Genomic DNA, 19,028 nt, shown 5'->3' with positions numbered 1-19,028 from the left:
CATGAAAATGACCCATCAACAAAAGCAACTTTGGGCCTATTGGGCGGGAGTGACCTTTTTTGTGTCGGTTATTTTAGTATTGAGTTATGCGGCTTACTCGGTATATCGAGGGGTGAGTGATAAGCGGCTTAGCCCGATGAATCGCTTATTGGTATCGGGTCAGCGCGAGTATGTATTAGATCAAGAATTACAGCATGCCTTAGCGGCATTACCTGAGGCTGGCAATTTTTTTAGCTTGGATGTGTCGCAAGTGAAAGCACAGATTGAACACTTGCCTTGGGTACGGCAGGTTACGGTACGTAAGCAGTGGCCAGATAAGTTATCGATCGCTTTACAAGAGCAGCAAGTCGTTGCTCGTTGGAATAATGCCGCTTTGCTTAATCAGCAAGGTCAGATATTTGATGCGCCACAGCAACGTGTAAAAACGGCCTTGGTATCTTTAAGTGGTCCGGATGAGCAGGCTGAAATGGTATTGAGCACCTTTCGACAATTGCAACAGCGTTTGCAGAGTCGAAATTTAAATATTGTAAGCCTTGCGTTAAATGAGCGCCATGCTTGGCAAATACAACTGGCTGGTGGTATGCGACTGCATTTAGGAAAAGAAGATAAGTTCAATCGTATTGAACGTTTTGTCGATATTTACCCGCAGTTGAAGAATGCGGCAGTCGCTTATGTTGATTTACGTTATGACACCGGCTTTGCCGTAGGTTGGAAGAAACAAGAAGGTTTGGTAATTAATGACCAAAGTAACGGATAGAAAACTGATCGTTGGCCTCGATATTGGCAGCGCAAAAATCACCGCATTGATCGGTGAGGTCTTGCCGAGCAACGAGATGAGCATTATCGGTGTAGGCAGTCATCCGGCAAAGGGTATGGATAAAGGTGGGGTTAACGACCTTGATTCGGTGGTTAAAACTGTACAGCGAGCACTGCAAGAAGCGGAGTTAATGGCCGATTGCAAGATTAGCTCGGTGTATTTGGGGGTCTCGGGACGCCACATCCGTTGTTTAAATGAAAAGGGCATGGTGCCGATTAGTGATGAAGAGGTGACTCAGGATGATGTGGATAACGCCATCCACACTGCTAAATCGGTGAAACTGCCCGATGAACACCGCATCTTGCATGTATTGCCGCAAGAGTTTGCCATCGATTTCCAAGAAGGTATCAAAAACCCGATTGGTTTATCGGGAGTTCGTATGGAAGCCAAGGTGCATCTTATTGCTTGCCACAACGATATGGTGAAGAACATCGTGAAGTGTGTCGAGCGTTGTGATCTTAAAGTCGATCAGCTGATTTTTTCTGCCTTGGCTTCAAGTTATGCGGTGCTTACTGAAGATGAAAAAGAGCTTGGTGTGTGTGTGGTTGATATTGGCTCTGGCACCATGGATATTGCGGTTTATACTAGCGGCGCTTTGCGTCATACCTCAGTGGTTCCATTTGCTGGTAATTCGGTGACTCGTGATATAGCGACCGTATTTGGTACGCCATTAAATGATGCTGAGGCCGTCAAGGTTCGTTATGGTTGCGCCTTAGGCAGTATGGTGAGTCGAGACGATACCATTGAAGTCCCCAGTGTGGGAGGACGTCCATCTCGTAGCTTGCAACGGCAAACTTTAGCGGAGGTGATTGAGCCTCGATATAGTGAGCTGTTTGCGATGATTAAAGTCAAGCTGGATGAGCTTGCGGATGATTTACAAGCGCAAGGCACTAAATTGCAGTTGGGCGCCGGTGTGGTTTTAACTGGTGGTGCAGCACAGATAGAGGGCGTTGTTGAATGCGCCGAGAAAATTTTACAATGTCAGGTGCGAGTTGGTTCTGCCAATAAAGTAGCTGGTCTTACCGAATATGTACAAGCGCCTACCTACTCAACAGCTGTGGGCTTGTTACATTACGGAATGGAAAATCAAACTGAAAAGCCAATTGAAGTGAAAAATATAAGCAGCGTTGGTAATATCGCGAAGCGTTTACACAGTTGGTTTAAAGGTGAATTTTAGTTTTTGCTAATTGGCGAAAATAAAGCGGAGAGAGAACTATGTTTGAGATTATGGATAGTCATACCGATGAAGCGGTCATTAAAGTGGTTGGTGTTGGCGGCGGCGGCGGTAACGCCGTTGAGCACATGGTGGCGCAGTCGATTGAAGGGGTGGAATTCATCACGATCAATACCGATGCGCAAGCGCTACGTAACTCTGGTGCCGATAATACCTTACAAATTGGTGGGGCCATCACCAAAGGTTTAGGGGCGGGTGCAAACCCTGAAGTAGGTCGCGAAGCTGCGATGGAAGATCGAGATGCGATCATGAGCCAATTACAAGGCGCAGATATGGTGTTTATTGCTGCCGGAATGGGAGGCGGGACTGGTACTGGTGCCGCTCCGATTGTTGCGGAAGTGGCTAAAGAGCTAGGGATCCTAACCGTAGCGGTAGTGACTAAACCTTTCGGTTTTGAGGGCAAAAAACGCACCAGTTATGCTCAGCAGGGGATTGAGCAGCTGAGTAAGAGTGTTGATTCATTAATTACGATCCCTAACGATAAGCTGTTAAAAGTATTGGGTCGAGGGGTGTCTCTGCTGGATGCTTTTAAGGCTGCAAATAACGTATTACTAGGTGCCGTGCAGGGGATCGCCGAGTTGATTACTCGCCCTGGCTTAATTAACGTGGATTTCGCCGATGTTCGCACGGTGATGCGTGAAATGGGCACTGCAATGATGGGGACCGGGATCGCTTCTGGTGAAGATCGCGCTGAAGAAGCTGCCGAGCTTGCTATTTCTAGCCCCTTGTTGGAAGACGTCGACCTAGCTGGAGCACGTGGCATTTTGGTCAACATCACCGCTGGTTTCGATATGAGCATTGAAGAGTTTGAAACGGTGGGTAACGCTGTGAAAGGTTTTGCCTCTGAGAATGCGACTGTTGTGGTTGGTGCCGTGATTGACCCAGAAATGAGCGATGAATTAAGAGTGACTGTGGTTGCAACTGGTATTGGTGCAGAACGCCGTCCTGATATTTCTATTGTTAAGCCACAACAAGCTGTGAATGCGGAACCGGTTACGCGTACCTTACCTGCCGATTCAGCGCCGATGATGGATGAATCCGCTGCGGTGGTAAATGCGGAACCTAGTCGTGCGAGTAGTGATGGTGATTATTTAGATATCCCAGCATTTTTACGTCGTCAGGCAGATTAATCTGTTGGTTAATGCTGGAGATTTAGCCAAAAGTTTGTGGTGTATTTCAAACTTATGCTAAGATGTCCGACCATTAACATTTATTTGGTCGTAAAGCAGAGGAATTTTTATGCTTAAACAACGGACTCTTGAAAAGTCAGTACAAGCGACAGGGATCGGTTTACATTCTGGGCACAAGGTCACGATAGTCTTGCGTCCCGCGCCAGCGAATACCGGTATCCTGTTCAATCGTACCGATTTAGATCCGGTTGTCACGATCCCGGCAAAAGCAGAATTGGTACGCGACACCATGCTTTGTACTTGTCTGATTGATGATGCGGGTAACCGTATTTCAACAGTTGAGCACTTAATGGCGGCAATTGCAGCCCTAGGTTTGGACAATTTAATTATTGATGTCGATGCGCCAGAGCTTCCAGTGATGGATGGTAGTGCTAGCCCCTTTGTATTTTTATTGCAATCGGCTGGTATTACAGAACAATCTGCGGCGAAGAAGTTTATTCGAATTAAACAAGCTATTCGTGTTGAACATGAAGATAAGTGGGCCGAGTTACTGCCGAACAACGACGGCTTTAAAATTGATTTCTCTATTGATTTTGATCATCCTGCGATGGAAGGCCGTAATCAGGCGATTTCGATGATGTTTTCTGCCGATAAGTTTGTGAAAGAAATCAGCCGTGCTAGAACCTTTGGGTTTATGCGTGATATTGAGTATTTGCAATCTAAAAATCTAGCCCTGGGTGGCGGATTAGAAAATGCAATTGTGCTGGATGATTACCGGATTCTTAACGAAGATGGCCTTCGTTATGAAGATGAGTTTGTTAAACACAAGTTACTCGATGCGGTGGGTGATTTGTTTATGGCTGGTTTACCCATCTTGGGTCACTTAAGAGCACATAAATCGGGTCATGCCTTGAATAATAATCTAGTTCGAGCAATGCTTGAGCAACAACATGCTTGGGAAATTGTCACTTTTGAAGACAAGTCCGAAGCGCCTGCTGCATACCAACTGCCGGTATTCAGTTTCTAGTTATTTGGTCGGCGCTGGCTAACTCTCTCCGCTCAGCGCCGCTAATTTTTTCAACTTTTCCTTCAGTTCATCAGGCACATGCTTGGATAATTCTGTGATATGTCTAGCTGCTTCAGCGCTTAGCTCGCGTTTTCCAGTGCTTTTTACTTCAGGTTCTGGTTTAATGTGCTTTAACTCCGGATTTATTTTTAATTCTAAACTGACAACCCCCGGGATAGCTTTGCGTAAGTCACTCAGTAGTTCAAATCGGAACTGTTTTAGTCGAGTGAGCCAAGCGGAACTCGGTGCTTCGATAATAGCGACTCCTTGACGCATATTAACGATACGGCATTGCTGTAGTTTGTAGTGTGCCAAAATATCGCTGCCCAGTTGTTGCAGCTGAAGTCGGCGTTGTAAGGGCTGTTCGATTTGCGCAAATTGTTTCTGATGAAACAGACGATTAATCGAAATCGGTTGGTGTTGTCGCTTGGACATAATAATTAGTATATTTTCAATATGAACTTAAGTTTAGTATACGCCCATAAAGGCGAGACCAGAACCATTCGCGTAAATCCCTTCCGTTTATTATGGCTGGGATTTCTGCTGGCACTGCTATTGTCCAGTATTGGTTTGTGGGGTGTTCAACAGTATCGAAACTTAGCACAGCAACAGGCGCGGTTGATTAGTCAGTTGGATGGTTTACAAGCGGAACCAAAGCTACATCAGTTTGAGCAACAATTACGTGAGCGTTATCGTGGGTTAGCGCTTAGAGTGGGGCAAATGCAAGTCGAGATGACCCGTTTGAATGCCCTTGGCGCTCGCTTAGTGGAAGATAGCGAACTTGCCGCAGAGTTTGATTTTTCTCATACACCTCCGATTGGCGGGCCGATGATGGACATCGACAGTAGTCGCGAACGCGATAGCCATTTGTTGTTTGGCCTGTATCAACTAGAACAACAGCTTGGTAAAAACAAAAAATCTCTTACCGCGCTTGAATCTTGGCAACAAAGTCTCCATTTATTAGACAATAGTTTTATCTCTGGTTGGCCAGCAAAAGGCCCCGGCATTTGGATTTCTTCACCCTTTGGTTCGCGGATCGATCCTTTTACGCAGCGCTTGTCGGTGCATAATGGCGTCGATATTGCTGGGAAGGAAGGGACAGCGATTTACGCAGTGGGTAGTGGCGTGGTTGTTTGGGCCGGAACGCGTTCTGGTTATGGCAACTTCGTTGAAATAGCGCATGGTAACGGAATGGTAACGCGTTACGGGCATGCTAAAGCAGTATTAGTAAAAGAAGGTGATGTGGTAAATAAAGGGGACGAGATCGCGTTGATGGGCAGTACTGGCCGCTCAACCGGTCCTCATGTGCATTTTGAGGTGCTTAAAAATGGCCGACCTCTGAATCCCAGTAAATTTATTTATCGCAAAGCCAGTGCATAGAAAATTGGATTTCGTCTTAGCAGAAGTAGTTTTTCATGATTAGTAAATTAGTAACGAAGATAGTTGGTACCCGAAACGACCGTACCATCAAGAAGATGCGTAAAATAGTAAATGCTATTAACGCCCTAGAGCCCGAATACGAAAAATTGTCAGCAGAAGACATCAAAGCGAAGGCCGTCGAATTTAGAGAGCGGGTGGAGCAAGGTGAAACGCTAGAGTCAATTTTGCCAGAAGCGTTTGCGGTGGTTCGTGAGGCCTCAAAACGGGTATTCGAAATGCGTCATTTCGATGTCCAGATGATTGGTGGCATGGTTCTTAACGATAATAAAATCGCAGAGATGCGCACTGGTGAAGGTAAAACCTTGACCGCGACTTTGCCTGCTTACCTGAACGGGATTACCGGTAAGGGCGTGCATGTGATTACCGTGAATGACTATTTGGCACAACGTGATGCGGAATGGAATCGCCCTCTATTTGAATACTTAGGTTTATCTGTTGCAGTGAATATTTCGGGAATGGACCATGAAGCCAAGAAGGCGTCCTACGCCGCTGATATTACCTATGGTACTAACAACGAATTTGGTTTTGATTATCTGCGTGACAATATGGCTTTTGCGCCAGAGCAACGAGTGCAACGACCTTTAAATTATGCAGTTGTGGATGAAGTCGACTCGATCCTCATCGACGAGGCTCGTACACCGTTGATTATTTCTGGTCCAGCGGAAGATAGCTCAGAGCTTTATAAAAAAATTAATGATGTGATCCCACTTTTGGTTCGCCAAGAGGAAGAAGATACTGAAGAACATACGGGTGACGGTCACTACACCCTCGACGAAAAAAATAAGCAGGTTCATTTGACCGAAACTGGTCAAATTTTTGTCGAAGAAACCTTGATTGAGCGGGGCATGCTCCAAGAGGGAGATTCACTTTATAATGCAGCCAATATTAGCCTGTTACACCATGTGAATGCTGGTCTACGCGCGCATACCTTATTCGAACGTAACGTCGATTATATCGTGAGTGATAGTGGCGAGATCGTGATTGTTGATGAACACACCGGCCGTACCATGCCAGGGCGTCGTTGGTCCGAAGGGCTACATCAATCGGTGGAAGCGAAAGAAGGGGTGGCAATTCAAAATGAAAACCAAACCCTAGCATCAATCACCTTCCAAAACTATTTCCGCCTATATCAAAAACTGTCTGGAATGACTGGTACTGCCGACACCGAAGCTTTTGAGTTTCAATCTATTTACGGCCTCGATACGGTGGTTGTACCAACCAATAAACCGATGGTTCGTGATGACAAAGGGGATTTAGTCTATCTGACCGCAGAAGAGAAATATCACGCCATTGTCGAGGATATTCGTGAGTGTGTGAAGGCTCAGCGTCCAGTGTTAGTCGGTACCGTATCGATCGAAAATTCGGAACTATTGTCGAATATTTTAAACAAAGAAAAAATTAAACATAACGTGCTGAACGCTAAGTTCCATGAGAAGGAAGCGGAAATTGTCGCCTCAGCGGGTATGGCTGGTGCGGTGACCATCGCCACGAATATGGCGGGCCGGGGAACAGATATTGTGTTGGGCGGTAGCCTTCAAGCCGAGCTGAGTGCTTTAGGTGAGGAAGTGAGCGAGCAGCAAATTGCCGAGATTAAACACCAGTGGCAGCAGCGTCATGATGCAGTATTAGCCAGTGGTGGTTTACATATTATTGGCACCGAGCGTCATGAATCCCGTCGTATTGATAACCAGCTTCGTGGTCGGTCGGGTCGCCAAGGGGATCCCGGTTCGACTCGCTTCTACCTCTCGATGGAAGATAGCTTGATGCGTATTTTTGCATCAGATCGAGTTACCGGAATGATGAAAAAACTCGGCATGGAAGAGGGTGAAGCGATTGAGCATCCTTGGGTCACTCGCGCCATTGAAAATGCTCAGCGTAAAGTTGAAGGGCGTAACTTTGATGTGCGTAAGTCTTTGCTGCAATTTGATGATGTGGCTAACGATCAGCGCAAGGTTGTTTACGAGCAACGTAACGATCTTATGGATAGTGAAAGTATTTCTGAAACTATCGAAGTGATCCGTCAAGATGTATATTCAGCGGTGCTTGATGAATACATTCCCCCTCAGTCTCTCGACGAAATGTGGCAAATCACTGAGTTGGAACAACGTTTGAAGAGTGATTTTGGACTGGATTTACCAATTCAAAAATGGCTGGATGAAGACGATAAGTTACATGAAGAAAGCTTGCGTGAGCGAGTTATCGAAGCCGCCGTGAAAGAGTACCAAGATAAAATTGATAAAGTGGGCGCGGATAGTATCAAACAGTTTGAGAAATCGGTGATGCTGCAAACTCTTGACCAGCTTTGGAAGGAGCATCTCGCTGCGATGGATCATCTGCGTCAAGGGATCCACTTACGTGGTTATGCTCAGAAGGATCCTAAGCAAGAATACAAACGGGAATCTTTTGAATTATTCACCCAGATGCTTGAAGCACTCAAGCTAGATGTGATTAGTATTTTGAGTCGGGTGCAGGTTCAAGCGCCAGAAGAAGTGGAAGCGATGGAAGCGAAACGTCGTGAAGCCGAACAACGCGCTATGGAATATCGTCATCAACAAGCTCAAAATCAGCTCGAGGATGAAGCAACAACGGCATCAAATCAACCGGTCGTTCGTGAAGGGCAAAAAGTGGGACGCAATGATCCTTGTCCCTGTGGTTCAGGTAAGAAATATAAGCAATGCCATGGTAAGTTATCCTGATTTGAGGATAGTTATGCTGTAAAAAGGAGAGCCTTGGCTCTCCTTTTTGTTGATGTGAGCTGCGGTTTAGATTGTGCTTGTGAGCGTAGCTCTTGGGGGGAGGTTGGTTATATGCGCCACGAGAGTAAAATTCGGTGTCGTTTTTGGTTTAGACGCGCCGTCAACGGTTAAGGGCCAAATTTGGGAGTAGCAATGAAAACAGTCAATGTGGCGGTAGGGGTTATCTTCAAGCAACAACAAATTTTGTTGAGCTTAAGGCACCAAGCGCAGCATCAGGGAGGAAAGTGGGAGTTTCCCGGAGGAAAAGTTGAGCCAGAAGAAACGGTGCTTGAAGCTTTAGCCCGTGAGCTAAAAGAAGAACTGCTGATCGATATTGATGTGAGCAGCTGTAAAGCGTTGACACGTATTGAACACGATTATGTCGATAAACGTGTGTGTTTACACGTTTATACCATTGAACGCTTTACAGGAGAGGCTCAAGGCGCAGAACAGCAGGAAATACGCTGGGTGATGGCAAAAGATTTGAGTGATTACACTTTTCCTGAGGCAAATCTTGCTATTTTGCAGGCGATTGGGCGCTTAGAGACGAATCAGAGCTGAGGCCGTTAAAACTCCCAGCTGTCAGGTTTATCTTCATCTTCTACAATATGCTGTCCGGGAATGGCCTTCTCTTGGTTTGCCCATTCCCCTAAATCGATGAGTTTACAGCGCTCACTACAAAAGGGTCTGAACTCGCTACTGCTTTGCCAGATGACGTCGTCGTTACAAGTGGGGCATTTAACTACTGGGGGATTTTGGTTTTTCATTAGTTGATCTTACAGCAATAAAGGCGGCAGTGAATATTGTCTATTTCTAGATTGGCCGCACTGATGAATTTGATAGCAAAGCGGTGTTTATGTCCGCTCACGGTTGGATAGGCTTGATAGTCGGTATCGACTTCGATCCGTAATAGACCACAGTGTTGTGCTACGCCTTGATAGAAGCCCTTGTTGGCAATCACTTCAATGGCTTGATGTTGCTCGCGGACAAGTTTGAGCAGCTGCTTAATTGCTTCAACGACCATTTGAAAGGGTTGTAGCCACCCTTCTACTTGAGCTCTAAGCTGTGACGGTGGTTGATTTAGCCAGTAGTGAAGGTAGGGAAGATCAAAACTACTATTCCCGCCCGGTAAGGCTAAACGTTGGCGAATGCTGGCTAATAAACGGTCATTTTTAAGGTGGTCGCTTACGCGAACATGTTTACTGATGGCTACCGATAGACTTTTAACCTCAAGGATTAGCTGCTCTATTTTGCTGGTATCAACATTTGGCATGGATGCCCATTGATCTAGTTTTTCGGTTTGAGTCGCTAAATCTTTGAGTAAATCACTGCGCCATTCACAGCGTTCTAAAACTTCGGCAACTTCAAACAAAATCCGAAAAAATTGCTGTTGTTGCAAAGGGTGTTGCAGGGGTTTAGCCAACATGAGTTGCTCAAATAACTGCTCTAAGCGTAAGTAGTTTCTTACTTTCTCATTTAAAGGGTGCTCGAATATGAGTGCGGCCATGACGATTCATTACACTAAGTTAAAGTCTTATCTAAACTAGTGTACCCACTGATCTTTCAACTGTCATGGCTTTTGGCAAGATTAAGGTAAATGCGGTGAAATTCCTTTACTTTGTCGCCTAATAACGACAGTTCGCCATCGTTTACGATGATATCTGTGGCGGCGGCGAGTTTAGCCTCTCGATCCATTTGGGCACCAATAATTTGCTCGGCTTGGTTTTGATTGACCTTGTCACGCGCCATGGTTCGGGCAATTTGTAGGGCAACTGGCGTATCGATCATGAGCACTCGATCGACAAGTTTATCCAGCTTGTTTTCTAGGAGTAACGGGGCAACCAAGATCTTGTAGGGGCCTTCTGCAGCGTTAAGCTGTTGTTGCATTTGTTGGCGGATTAGTGGATGAAGCAACTGGTTCAGCCAAGTTTTTTGTTCGGGCTCACTAAAAATAATTTTGCGTAATGCGGCTCGGTCCAATTGACCATTCGCAAGCTGTAGCTGCGGGCCAAAGTGCTTGATGATCTGATTGAGTGCTGGCTGGCCGGGTTCAACCAATTGCCGAGCAACAACGTCAGCATCCACCACCGCCACTCCAAGCGCTTCAAACAGGGCGGATGCTTGACTCTTACCGCTGGCGATGCCGCCAGTTAATCCAATGATCATGCACGGAGCCCTCGTGTGCGATGCTCGGAGATGAGGCCCGCCATCACGCTAAACCGATGTAGTTGAAGTACCAATCTTGAATACTCTGGCCAAAAAATAGATAGGCAACGGCAGCAATTGCCAAGTAGGGACCAAAGGGAATCGGTTTTTGTTGTTGATGTCGGCCGAACAAGATCAGTGCAATGCCAATACCCGCGCCGATCAGTGATGATAACAGGATGGTTAGCGGTAGGGCCTGCCAACCAAACCATGCGCCAATCATCGCCAATAGCTTAAAATCTCCGTAGCCCATGCCTTCTTTGCCCGTCAGTAGTTTAAACAGCCAAAATAAGCTCCATAAGAAACCATAGCCAATTGCTGCGCCGAGCACCGCACTTTCAAGGCTGACAAAGCCCCCAACGAGATTCAGCAGCAGGCCAAACCACAGGCCGGGTAGGGTGAGTTGGTCGGGCAAATACATGGTATCCAAATCGATTAAGGCTAAACACAGTAGCAGCATGCAAAAGATACTGGCAAAGATGAATGGCAAGCTAAAACCAAACTGCCACCAGCAGGCTAGGGTTAAGGCCGCACACGCTGCTTCTACCAATGGATAACGGATACTGATTGGCGCTTTGCAGTTGGCACACTTACCGCGTAGTAGCAACCAACTGATGAGTGGAATATTTTGCCAGGCCAGAATTAAGTGATGACAGTGCGGACAAGTTGAGCGCGGTAGCGCTAAATTATAAGTTTGGGGAGAAACTGGCGTATCGCCATCAAGCTCATCGGCTAAAAACTGCCGGCACTCTTGTTTCCATTGTCGCTCGAGCATCACCGGTAGGCGATGGATCACCACGTTACTAAAAGAGCCGATACACAGCGCGACTAACAAACAGAAACCCAGCGCTAAGGCTGGGTAAAATTCAATGAACTCTTGCATTTTAACCGACGACCGATCCCAGTTTGAAAATAGGTAAATACATGGCCACTACCATACCACCAACTAATACCCCAAGCACAGCCATAATCAAGGGTTCGATTAAGCTGGTGAGGCCATCAACCGCGTCATCAACTTGCTGTTCATAGATATTGGCGACTTTATCGAGCATGCTATCTAAGGAGCCAGATTCTTCGCCAATCATCACCATCTGGGTCACCATATCGGGAAAGATGTTGACGGTACGCATCGCCACATTCATCTGCATCCCACCGGTGACTTCCACCCGGATGGCGTTGATAGCATTGCGGTAGACGACGTTACCAGAAGCACCAGCTGCGGAGCGCAGCGCATCGATTAGCGGGATCCCGGCGGCAAAGGTGGTAGACAAGGTGCGCGCAAAACGGGCCATTGCAGCCTTGTGTAAGATGGGATTAATCACCGGAATTTTTAAAATAAAGCGGTCGGTGGCATCTTTCACCCCCTGCGAGCGGCGAAAGGCTTGCACATAGCCAAAGCCTGCCGCAAAAATACCACCAAAGATAAACGGCCAATAATCCTGCAGGAAGCGTGAGATCCCAATAACGAACACCGTGAAGGCTGGGAGTTCGGCATTAAAGCTGGCAAAAATTTCTTCAAACTGGGGGATCACAAATAGTAATAAAATGGTGGTCACGATGATGGCGACGATGATTACCGAGACTGGATAAAACATCGCCTTCTTAATTTTGGACTTCAGCGATTCGGCCTTTTCTTTATAGATGGCCACCCGATCATAAATCGTCTCGAGGGCTCCACTTTGCTCCCCGGCATCGATCAGGTCACAGTAGAGATCGTCGAAGTAGCGAGGATGTTTACGCAGGGCTTCGGAAAGTGGGGTGCCTGATTCTACTTCGGCGCTAATCTCGCCGATCAGTTGGCGCATCGCCGGCTTTTCGACACTCTTGGCGATAATGTTAAAACTCTGCACCAGTGGCACGCCAGCCGACAGCATGGTGGCGATTTGCCGAGAGACCACCGCGATGTCCATCGGCTTGATCTTATTACCCAATTGGCTAAGAAAACTCTCACTTTTTTTCTTGATTTTGGTAACGGTGATGCCCTGGCGACGCAGGTCGGCTCGTACTTGACTGATCGTCTCGGCTTGATACTCGCCATTCACCTTACCGCCTCGGCGATTAATCCCACTCCAGCTAAAGGCATTGATTTTTTTTACGGCGACTTTACGCTTGGTGTTTGTGGCGGCCATAACATCCCTGCAAACAATGAGTCTTAAAACATAGGTTTAATTTATCAAATAATTAACGGTGCCGTTTGGGTGAATCATACATTTGTGACTCGCTCGACTTCTGCTAGGCTGGTGACGCCTAAACGGGCTTTTTCTAAGGCGGACATGCGCAGCGAATACATCCCCTCGTTAATCGCCTGTTCGGCGATTTGAATGGAATTACCTTGCTCCATAATCAGTTTAGCAATTGCACTGCTCATGGGCATCACCTCGTAAATCCCTACTCGTCCCTTATAACCGCCGGTACACTTATCACAACCCTGGGGTTCAAATAATTGAACTCCTGCGCTGATTTGGTCTTGATTAAAGCCGATTTGGGGTAATAAATGGGCCTCGATTATCTTCGATTTTTTACAGTGTTCACAGAGTCGTCGCGCCAAACGTTGGGCGATGATCAAGCTGACCGAGGATGCGATGTTAAAGGCCGGGACCCCCATATTCAGCATCCGGGTCAGGGTTTCGGCGGCGGAATTAGTATGCAGGGTCGACAGCACTAAGTGGCCAGTTTGCGCCGCTTTAATCGATATTTCTGCGGTTTCTAAATCGCGGATCTCCCCAACCATTACCACATCAGGATCTTGACGTAGAAAGGCGCGTAGAGCGCTGGCAAAGCTTAGTCCGGCGCGATTATTAATCTGTACTTGGTTAACCCCTGGCAGGTTAATCTCCACCGGATCTTCGGCGGTGGAAATATTAATTTCACTGGTATTGAGAATACTTAAGCCAGTATACAACGACACGGTTTTACCGGAACCGGTGGGGCCGGTGACTAAAATCATCCCTTGCGGGCGAGCTAAGGCGTCTAAATATAGCTTTTTTTGTTGCTCATCGTAGCCAAGCGCGTCGATGTTTAGCTTGGCCGCCGAAGAGTCGAGGATCCGGATCACGATTTTTTCGCCCCACATGGTGGGCAGAGAATTCACCCGCATGTCGATAGCCTTGTTACGGCCGGTCTTGAGTTTGATTCGACCGTCCTGTGGTAGTCGACGTTCGGCGATGTCCATTCGCGCCATTACCTTGAGTCGCGCCGAGAAGCGATTGGCCAGGTTAATCGGTGGGCTGGCGATTTCGTGTAACAGTCCGTCGATGCGAAATCGGATCCGGTATTTATGCTCATAGGGCTCAAAGTGTAAATCGGAAGCGCCCCGGCGGATCGCATCCATCAAGATCTTATTGATATAAACTACGATGGGCGCATCGTCTTGTTTATTGGTTTGCTGCTCATCGAGGCGTGAGCCTTCCTCACTAACCTCTAAATCGTTGATCTCCTCATCGGATATCTCGCCTAAATCGAGGTTGGCGCTGTCATCGACTAGCGATTGAATGGCGTTAAATAGCTTGTTTTCTTCAACCAGTAGCGCTTCGACGTGCAGGCCGAAGCTAAAGCCAAAATCTTCGAGGGCGGTCACATTGCTGGGATCGGCCATTGCCACATACAGGGTCTGTCCCTGGCTATAAACTGGCAAGACGTGGTGTTTAAAAATCAATTTTTCGTTGAGATATTTCTGCGGGATTTCACTCAGCTCGATGGCATCTAAATCCAGTAGCGGGATGCCAAATTGGCTTTCACAAAAATCCGCCAGCTGTTTGCTGGAGAGCAGTTCATTCTCGACCAATACGCTGGTAAAAGCACGCTGCTCTTGCTTACTGCGTTGATACAGCTCAGTGAGGCGTTGTTCTTTGTCGGGAAAAGAAACGGCCAAGCTGGAAGCAAGGCCGTTGAGGTAATTGTCTGCCATAGTTAAGGAGCTAATTTAACAATAACCTGCAGCTACACACGTACTAACCGCACCAGTGGCTTCTTTATCCCAAATTACTCTTTCTTTTACAATAGTTGGAGTTAGTATTAAAGTTTTACTATCAACGTCTGAAGTACCAGTTGCTGTAATTACACCGTTACTAACTGCGATGGTAGAAATAGAGCCTGTCGGATCGTCTGTTGCTGCGAGCGCAGTCGGAATGCCATGAGCGCCTGCGTTACATCCTGTTAAGGTTCCTTCTGTTGCATGGCAAAGTTCTACTTTGATCTTGTAAGCTTGGGTTGCAGCTGACACATTGGCGAATTTGGATTTTTTCACATATTCGTTATAAGCAGGCAGCGCGACTGCCGCTAAGATGGCTACGATGGCAACTACGATCATTAATTCGATGAGCGTAAAACCGCTTTGTTTGTTGGCTACTTTGATTTGAAGGTTTTGGACTGTTTTCATTGCGTCTTTCCTTTACACAAGTTTTAAGTTGTTTATCTACCGTTTTATTATCGGGTTGCAATAAATTAACGCCGTTAATTCAGCCACATCCCTTACTGTACGGTGCTGCAAATCTATACTGATTAAAGCACACGAATGTTATAAGTATAGTTATTTTTAGAAAAAGACAATTAAATCGTGATCTTAGCGGGGCTTTGATTTGAGAGGCTGTAAATGTATTTATACAGCCTTGTTTCACTAATCGATGTTATTCGGCGACAAAGCGCATACTTAGGTCTAGCGCCTTGACATGTTTGGTTAAAGCGCCTACCGAAATATAGTCAACGCCTGTTTCGGCATACTGGCGAATGGTGCTTAGGGTCATATTGCCAGAGGCCTCTAACTTTGCTCGGCCCTGGTTGAGCTCAACCGCTTGACGCATCAACTCGACGCTGAAATTATCTAACATTACCACATCGCTGCCTGCATCGAGCGCTTGGTTTAACTCGTCGAGGTTTTCCACTTCCACTTCCACTTTTTTCCCCGGTGACAACTGGCGCGCCTTGTCTATTGCAGCTTTAATACTGCCACAGGCCATGATGTGGTTTTCTTTTATGAGAAAAGCATCGAACAGTCCGAAACGATGATTATGGCCGCCGCCGCAGCGAACCGCATATTTTGAGGCAAAGCGTAAGCCCGGTAGCGTTTTTCGGGTATCCAGTAATTGGCATTGGGTGCCAGTAAGCAAGTCACAATAGGCAGCCACTTGCGTGGCAATTCCGGATAGGGTTTGAATAAAGTTGAGTGCACAGCGCTCACCGGTTAATAAAATCCGCGCAGGACCACTTAAATAGCAAAGGCTTTGGTTTTCGACAACCTTGTCGCCGTCTTCAACCAACCACTCTATGCTGACTTGTCCACCGAGTTGGCGAAACACTTCATCGGCAAATTGGCGACCCACAAATACCGCATCTTCGCGGCTGATAATTTTAGCCTTACTGACTTGTTGTTCGGGAATCAGCCCCGCGGTGATATCTAGCTGCGGGTCTAAGTGACTTAAATCTTCAATGAGGGCTGCGCTGACATTAGCGCGCAATTGTTCGAGGTTCATGCATCGATTCTCTGATAGTTGCGATAGTGATGATGGTTTGTAGAGTATATACCCTAGCATGTAGCGCATTCTAACTTAGAAGGCTTAAGCTTGCATGGGCAAATATTGGCTTTATGATAAGCGAGTTGTCAGGCGCTATTGTTTTATGGCTAAGGAGAGAGTTTTGCAGATTAATCAGCAGCATCAACTGGTACAGGCGCAGCAGCTGCCAAGCCCATTTCATAATCAGCGACCCGAAGATGAGATCAGCCTATTGGTTGTGCATTGTATCAGTTTGCCACAGGGTGTTTATGGCAATGGCTATGTTGATCAGCTGTTTAGCGGTACTTTAGATAGTAGTGCAGAGCCGAGTTTTGCCGATTTAGCTGGCTTAGAGGTCTCTGCGCACCTGTTGATTGAGCGTGACGGTCAATTGAAACAATATGTACCATTTAATCGGCGCGCTTGGCATGCTGGGGTATCGACTTACCGTGGGCGGGAAGCTTGCAATGACTTTTCCATTGGGATTGAATTAGAAGGAACCGACCATAGCGCCTTTACTCAGGCTCAATATCAAGCCCTGGTAGCGGTGACTCAAACACTATTGGCTCATTATCCACAAATGAGCAAGCAAGCGATTGTTGGGCATAGTGAGATAGCGCCGGGAAGAAAATCAGATCCCGGAGAGGCGTTTGATTGGGAGGCGTATCTCGCGGCTTTATGAGCGCGCTTGGTTTGCCATGAGAATTGACTTACTATTTGTTTGCATGACAGACATTTATGGAGAGCAATCAATCAGATGTCATTAATATCACTATTATTAGCATTAAGTTTAGAGCGGGCCAGACGGATTGGTGCTAATTGGTGGTGGCAGCATGTCTTTCATTGGTGGTTGCAGCGCTTCGATAGTAAGACGGCATTTTGGCAAATTATGATGACGGTGATCTTCCCCACCGGATTGCTTGCGGGTTTGCAGTTTAGCTTAAGCGGTTGGTTATTTGGTATTCCTAGTTTGTTGTTGTGGATCTTTGTGCCGTTATTTACGCTAGGTTGTCCACCTTTACAACAGGCTTACCGGGACTATTTACGTTTAGCTGCCGCAGGTAAGCAACAGGCTTGTCTCGAATTTAATCAATTATTGCTCCATCAAATGCATCCCATGCATCAAGTAGAGGAGAATCAGCCCTTGGCTGTCTCCACCGGAACGCAACTGATGTGGTTGAATTATCGTTATTATTTTGCAGTGATATTTTTCTATGTACTGGCGGGGCCCGCAGGCGCGGTATTTTATGGCTGTTGTCGTAGCTTATATTTGCATAAGAGCACTGAAGTTCAGGCTTTGTCTCCTGCGGTGAATGTGTTTATGCATTATATTGATTGGTTGCCAAGTCGCTTGGCGAGTCTGTGTTATTTAACGGTTGGTCATACTCATCCCGCGCTGCCGATTTGGTTGCGCTCATTAACCGATCGCCAACACAGCAATGGTTACTGGTTAAGCAAGGTGGCGGTTGCCGCTGAGCTTTCCAATAGCGATTTAGTGAGCGACATGTTATGCGTGACAACCACCAGTCGTTTTGTGAGTCTGGCTAAACATGGCATCTTATTGGCGATTGCGGTGATTGCCGCACTCACCATTGGTGGATGGTTGATTTAGGATTCTAGCCTGCAAGCCGTAGAATTTTGTTTATCGATTGGGGGCGCAGATCAGCGCATTGATTTGCCTCAGGCGAAGCGCTCGTTGTTGATTAGCTTTTATTGCGAACAAGTCAAATCGAATTAAACAGATTAAGCAGCAGTGAAGTCGATGGCGTTCATCACAATGGATTCATTTCATCCGGTTATTTGCAGCACTCGCTGTGCTTAAATAAATCACAAATATACACGACCAGCTCTTGTTGAAGTACTCCGAGGTTTTGATTGACTGCTGGTGGCGCATAACGCGACGACATATTTATTTCACATTATCCCCCTATCTTTGGTTTTGTTGTTACATCGTAGTGATCTATATCACAAAAAAAGGTCTGACCAAGTATATTTGTACGACAAATGTATTTACAATGAATTGGCTTTGTTGTGGGGCTATTTGATGTAGATCAATTTTTCTAGACAAGGTGTTTCCTATTTGTTAATTTGCTTCGGGTAAATTGGTAATACCAATCATTAACTAGATGGAAATAGATGAGCTACCAACGAATTAAGCCGCTAAAACTTGCTGAAGTGATTGCAAAGCAACTGGAGCGAATGATCTTAGAAGGTAGTTTACCACCAGGAGAACGCTTACCTGCGGAGCGAGAGCTGGCGAAACAGTTTGACGTGTCTCGGCCATCTCTGCGTGAGGCGATTCAGCAGTTAGAAGCAAAAGGTTTAGTGGTTCGTAAACAAGGGGGCGGGACCTATGTACAACAAAAGTTGCGCGAAGCCTTAACCGACCCTTTGTTTGAGTTGTTGGCGAGTCATGATGAAAGCCAACTTGATTTACTAGAGTTTCGTCACGCCGTTGAAGGCATTTCAGCTTACTACGCTGCGTTACGCGGCACTGAAGCCGATTTGGAAAAAATCCAAGTTTGTCATGAGAAAATTGAACTTGCCCAACAAGATGGAAATACGGCCAATGAAGCAAAAGCAGTCTTAAGTTTTTATGAAGCGATTACCGAAGCTTCACATAACTTAGTGTTGTTTCATTTAATTCGAGGTTTAAGCCCACTGTTGGAAAAAAACATCATGGACAATTTTCAGGTTTTGTATCGGCGTCCAAATGTTGCGGAGAAAATCCGTTACCACCGCGGCTTGATGCTACAAGCTATACTCGATAGCAAACCTGATGATGCCCGTGAAGCCTCACATAAACATTTGGCGTTTATTGAAGAAACGCTATTGGAAATCGAGCGAGAAGAGAGCCGAGTTGAGCGCTCTAATCGTCGTTTAAAACAATTGAAAGTTTAGCCCAAGCTTCG

Annotated in this window: 19 protein-coding genes; 10 read left to right on the top strand and 9 right to left on the bottom strand. The window is 46.4% G+C overall.

What is annotated here, in order from left to right; genetic code table 11:
* Window position 1: 1 nt before the first annotated feature.
* The 4 genes from ACRRSX_RS18850 (at window position 2) to lpxC (ending at window position 4,208) form a co-directional block, all read left to right on the top strand.
* Window positions 2-757 carry a cell division protein FtsQ/DivIB gene (locus tag ACRRSX_RS18850; protein ID WP_432456045.1) on the top strand — a complete coding sequence of 252 codons (756 nt, stop codon included), beginning with the start codon at window positions 2-4 and terminating at the stop codon, window positions 755-757.
* Window positions 738-1,994 (top strand): cell division protein FtsA, encoded by a 1,257-nt coding sequence (gene ftsA, locus ACRRSX_RS18845; RefSeq protein WP_432456046.1) that lies wholly within the window; start codon window positions 738-740, stop codon window positions 1,992-1,994. The genes ACRRSX_RS18850 and ftsA overlap by 20 nt, the downstream gene beginning before the upstream one ends.
* A gap of 38 nt (window positions 1,995-2,032) precedes the next feature.
* Entirely contained in the window at window positions 2,033-3,181 is a 1,149-nt protein-coding gene (gene ftsZ, locus ACRRSX_RS18840; protein ID WP_432456047.1) for a cell division protein FtsZ, read from the top strand.
* A gap of 109 nt (window positions 3,182-3,290) precedes the next feature.
* On the top strand, window positions 3,291-4,208 hold the full coding sequence (gene lpxC / locus ACRRSX_RS18835) for a UDP-3-O-acyl-N-acetylglucosamine deacetylase (protein ID WP_432456048.1): 918 nt from the start codon (window positions 3,291-3,293) through the stop codon (window positions 4,206-4,208).
* Window positions 4,209-4,226: 18 nt separating this feature from the next.
* Here the strand turns inward: lpxC and ACRRSX_RS18830 are convergent, their stop codons facing one another.
* A complete protein-coding gene (locus ACRRSX_RS18830) occupies window positions 4,227-4,682 on the bottom strand; it encodes a DUF721 domain-containing protein (RefSeq protein ID WP_432456049.1) in 456 nt (151 codons plus the stop codon).
* A gap of 21 nt (window positions 4,683-4,703) precedes the next feature.
* Between ACRRSX_RS18830 and ACRRSX_RS18825 the strand changes: the two genes are divergently transcribed.
* The 3 genes from ACRRSX_RS18825 to mutT all read left to right on the top strand — a co-directional run bounded on the left by ACRRSX_RS18825 (window position 4,704) and on the right by mutT (window position 8,983).
* Window positions 4,704-5,627, top strand: coding sequence for a M23 family metallopeptidase (locus ACRRSX_RS18825; protein WP_432456050.1), 924 nt, complete (start codon window positions 4,704-4,706; stop codon window positions 5,625-5,627).
* A gap of 35 nt (window positions 5,628-5,662) precedes the next feature.
* Window positions 5,663-8,383 carry a preprotein translocase subunit SecA gene (gene secA, locus ACRRSX_RS18820; protein ID WP_432456051.1) on the top strand — a complete coding sequence of 907 codons (2,721 nt, stop codon included), beginning with the start codon at window positions 5,663-5,665 and terminating at the stop codon, window positions 8,381-8,383.
* Window positions 8,384-8,575: 192 nt separating this feature from the next.
* Window positions 8,576-8,983 (top strand): 8-oxo-dGTP diphosphatase MutT, encoded by a 408-nt coding sequence (gene mutT, locus ACRRSX_RS18815; RefSeq protein WP_432456052.1) that lies wholly within the window; start codon window positions 8,576-8,578, stop codon window positions 8,981-8,983.
* 5 nt (window positions 8,984-8,988) lie between these two features.
* Here the strand turns inward: mutT and yacG are convergent, their stop codons facing one another.
* The 8 genes from yacG to nadC form a co-directional block, all read right to left on the bottom strand.
* Window positions 8,989-9,189 carry a DNA gyrase inhibitor YacG gene (gene yacG, locus ACRRSX_RS18810; RefSeq protein WP_432456053.1) on the bottom strand — a complete coding sequence of 67 codons (201 nt, stop codon included), beginning with the start codon at window positions 9,187-9,189 and terminating at the stop codon, window positions 8,989-8,991.
* On the bottom strand, window positions 9,189-9,929 hold the full coding sequence (gene zapD, locus ACRRSX_RS18805; protein WP_432456054.1) for a cell division protein ZapD: 741 nt from the start codon (window positions 9,927-9,929) through the stop codon (window positions 9,189-9,191). The genes yacG and zapD overlap by 1 nt, the downstream gene beginning before the upstream one ends.
* A 56-nt stretch (window positions 9,930-9,985) precedes the next feature.
* Window positions 9,986-10,588 carry a dephospho-CoA kinase gene (coaE, locus tag ACRRSX_RS18800; protein WP_432456055.1) on the bottom strand — a complete coding sequence of 201 codons (603 nt, stop codon included), beginning with the start codon at window positions 10,586-10,588 and terminating at the stop codon, window positions 9,986-9,988.
* A 43-nt stretch (window positions 10,589-10,631) separates the two neighbouring features.
* Window positions 10,632-11,510: a prepilin peptidase gene (locus ACRRSX_RS18795; protein ID WP_432456056.1), complete on the bottom strand. Its 879-nt coding sequence runs from the start codon at window positions 11,508-11,510 to the stop codon at window positions 10,632-10,634.
* Window position 11,511: 1 nt separating this feature from the next.
* Complete coding sequence (locus ACRRSX_RS18790; RefSeq protein ID WP_432456057.1) at window positions 11,512-12,756, bottom strand: type II secretion system F family protein; 1,245 nt, start codon at window positions 12,754-12,756, stop codon at window positions 11,512-11,514.
* Window positions 12,757-12,830: 74 nt separating this feature from the next.
* The gene (gene pilB, locus ACRRSX_RS18785; RefSeq protein WP_432456058.1) at window positions 12,831-14,534 is read right to left on the bottom strand and encodes a type IV-A pilus assembly ATPase PilB; all 1,704 of its coding nucleotides are present in this window, start codon (window positions 14,532-14,534) and stop codon (window positions 12,831-12,833) included.
* 15 nt (window positions 14,535-14,549) lie between these two features.
* Entirely contained in the window at window positions 14,550-15,005 is a 456-nt protein-coding gene (locus ACRRSX_RS18780) for a pilin (RefSeq protein ID WP_432456059.1), read from the bottom strand.
* Between the two features lie 247 nt (window positions 15,006-15,252).
* Entirely contained in the window at window positions 15,253-16,095 is an 843-nt protein-coding gene (gene nadC, locus ACRRSX_RS18775; protein WP_432456060.1) for a carboxylating nicotinate-nucleotide diphosphorylase, read from the bottom strand.
* A 145-nt stretch (window positions 16,096-16,240) separates the two neighbouring features.
* Between nadC and ampD the strand changes: the two genes are divergently transcribed.
* The 3 genes from ampD to pdhR all read left to right on the top strand — a co-directional run bounded on the left by ampD (window position 16,241) and on the right by pdhR (window position 19,017).
* Entirely contained in the window at window positions 16,241-16,798 is a 558-nt protein-coding gene (gene ampD / locus ACRRSX_RS18770) for a 1,6-anhydro-N-acetylmuramyl-L-alanine amidase AmpD (RefSeq protein WP_432456061.1), read from the top strand.
* A 75-nt stretch (window positions 16,799-16,873) separates the two neighbouring features.
* Window positions 16,874-17,728 carry a regulatory signaling modulator protein AmpE gene (gene ampE / locus ACRRSX_RS18765; protein ID WP_432456062.1) on the top strand — a complete coding sequence of 285 codons (855 nt, stop codon included), beginning with the start codon at window positions 16,874-16,876 and terminating at the stop codon, window positions 17,726-17,728.
* A 524-nt stretch (window positions 17,729-18,252) separates the two neighbouring features.
* Complete coding sequence (gene pdhR / locus ACRRSX_RS18760) at window positions 18,253-19,017, top strand: pyruvate dehydrogenase complex transcriptional repressor PdhR (protein WP_432456063.1); 765 nt, start codon at window positions 18,253-18,255, stop codon at window positions 19,015-19,017.
* Window positions 19,018-19,028: the final 11 nt, after the last annotated feature.

The sequence above is a fragment of the Agarivorans sp. QJM3NY_30 genome, assembly GCF_050870855.2.
Lineage (GTDB): Bacteria > Pseudomonadota > Gammaproteobacteria > Enterobacterales > Celerinatantimonadaceae > Agarivorans.
The sequence above is the reverse complement of the archived record's forward strand: the minus strand, read 5'-3'. Positions and strand labels throughout refer to the sequence as shown.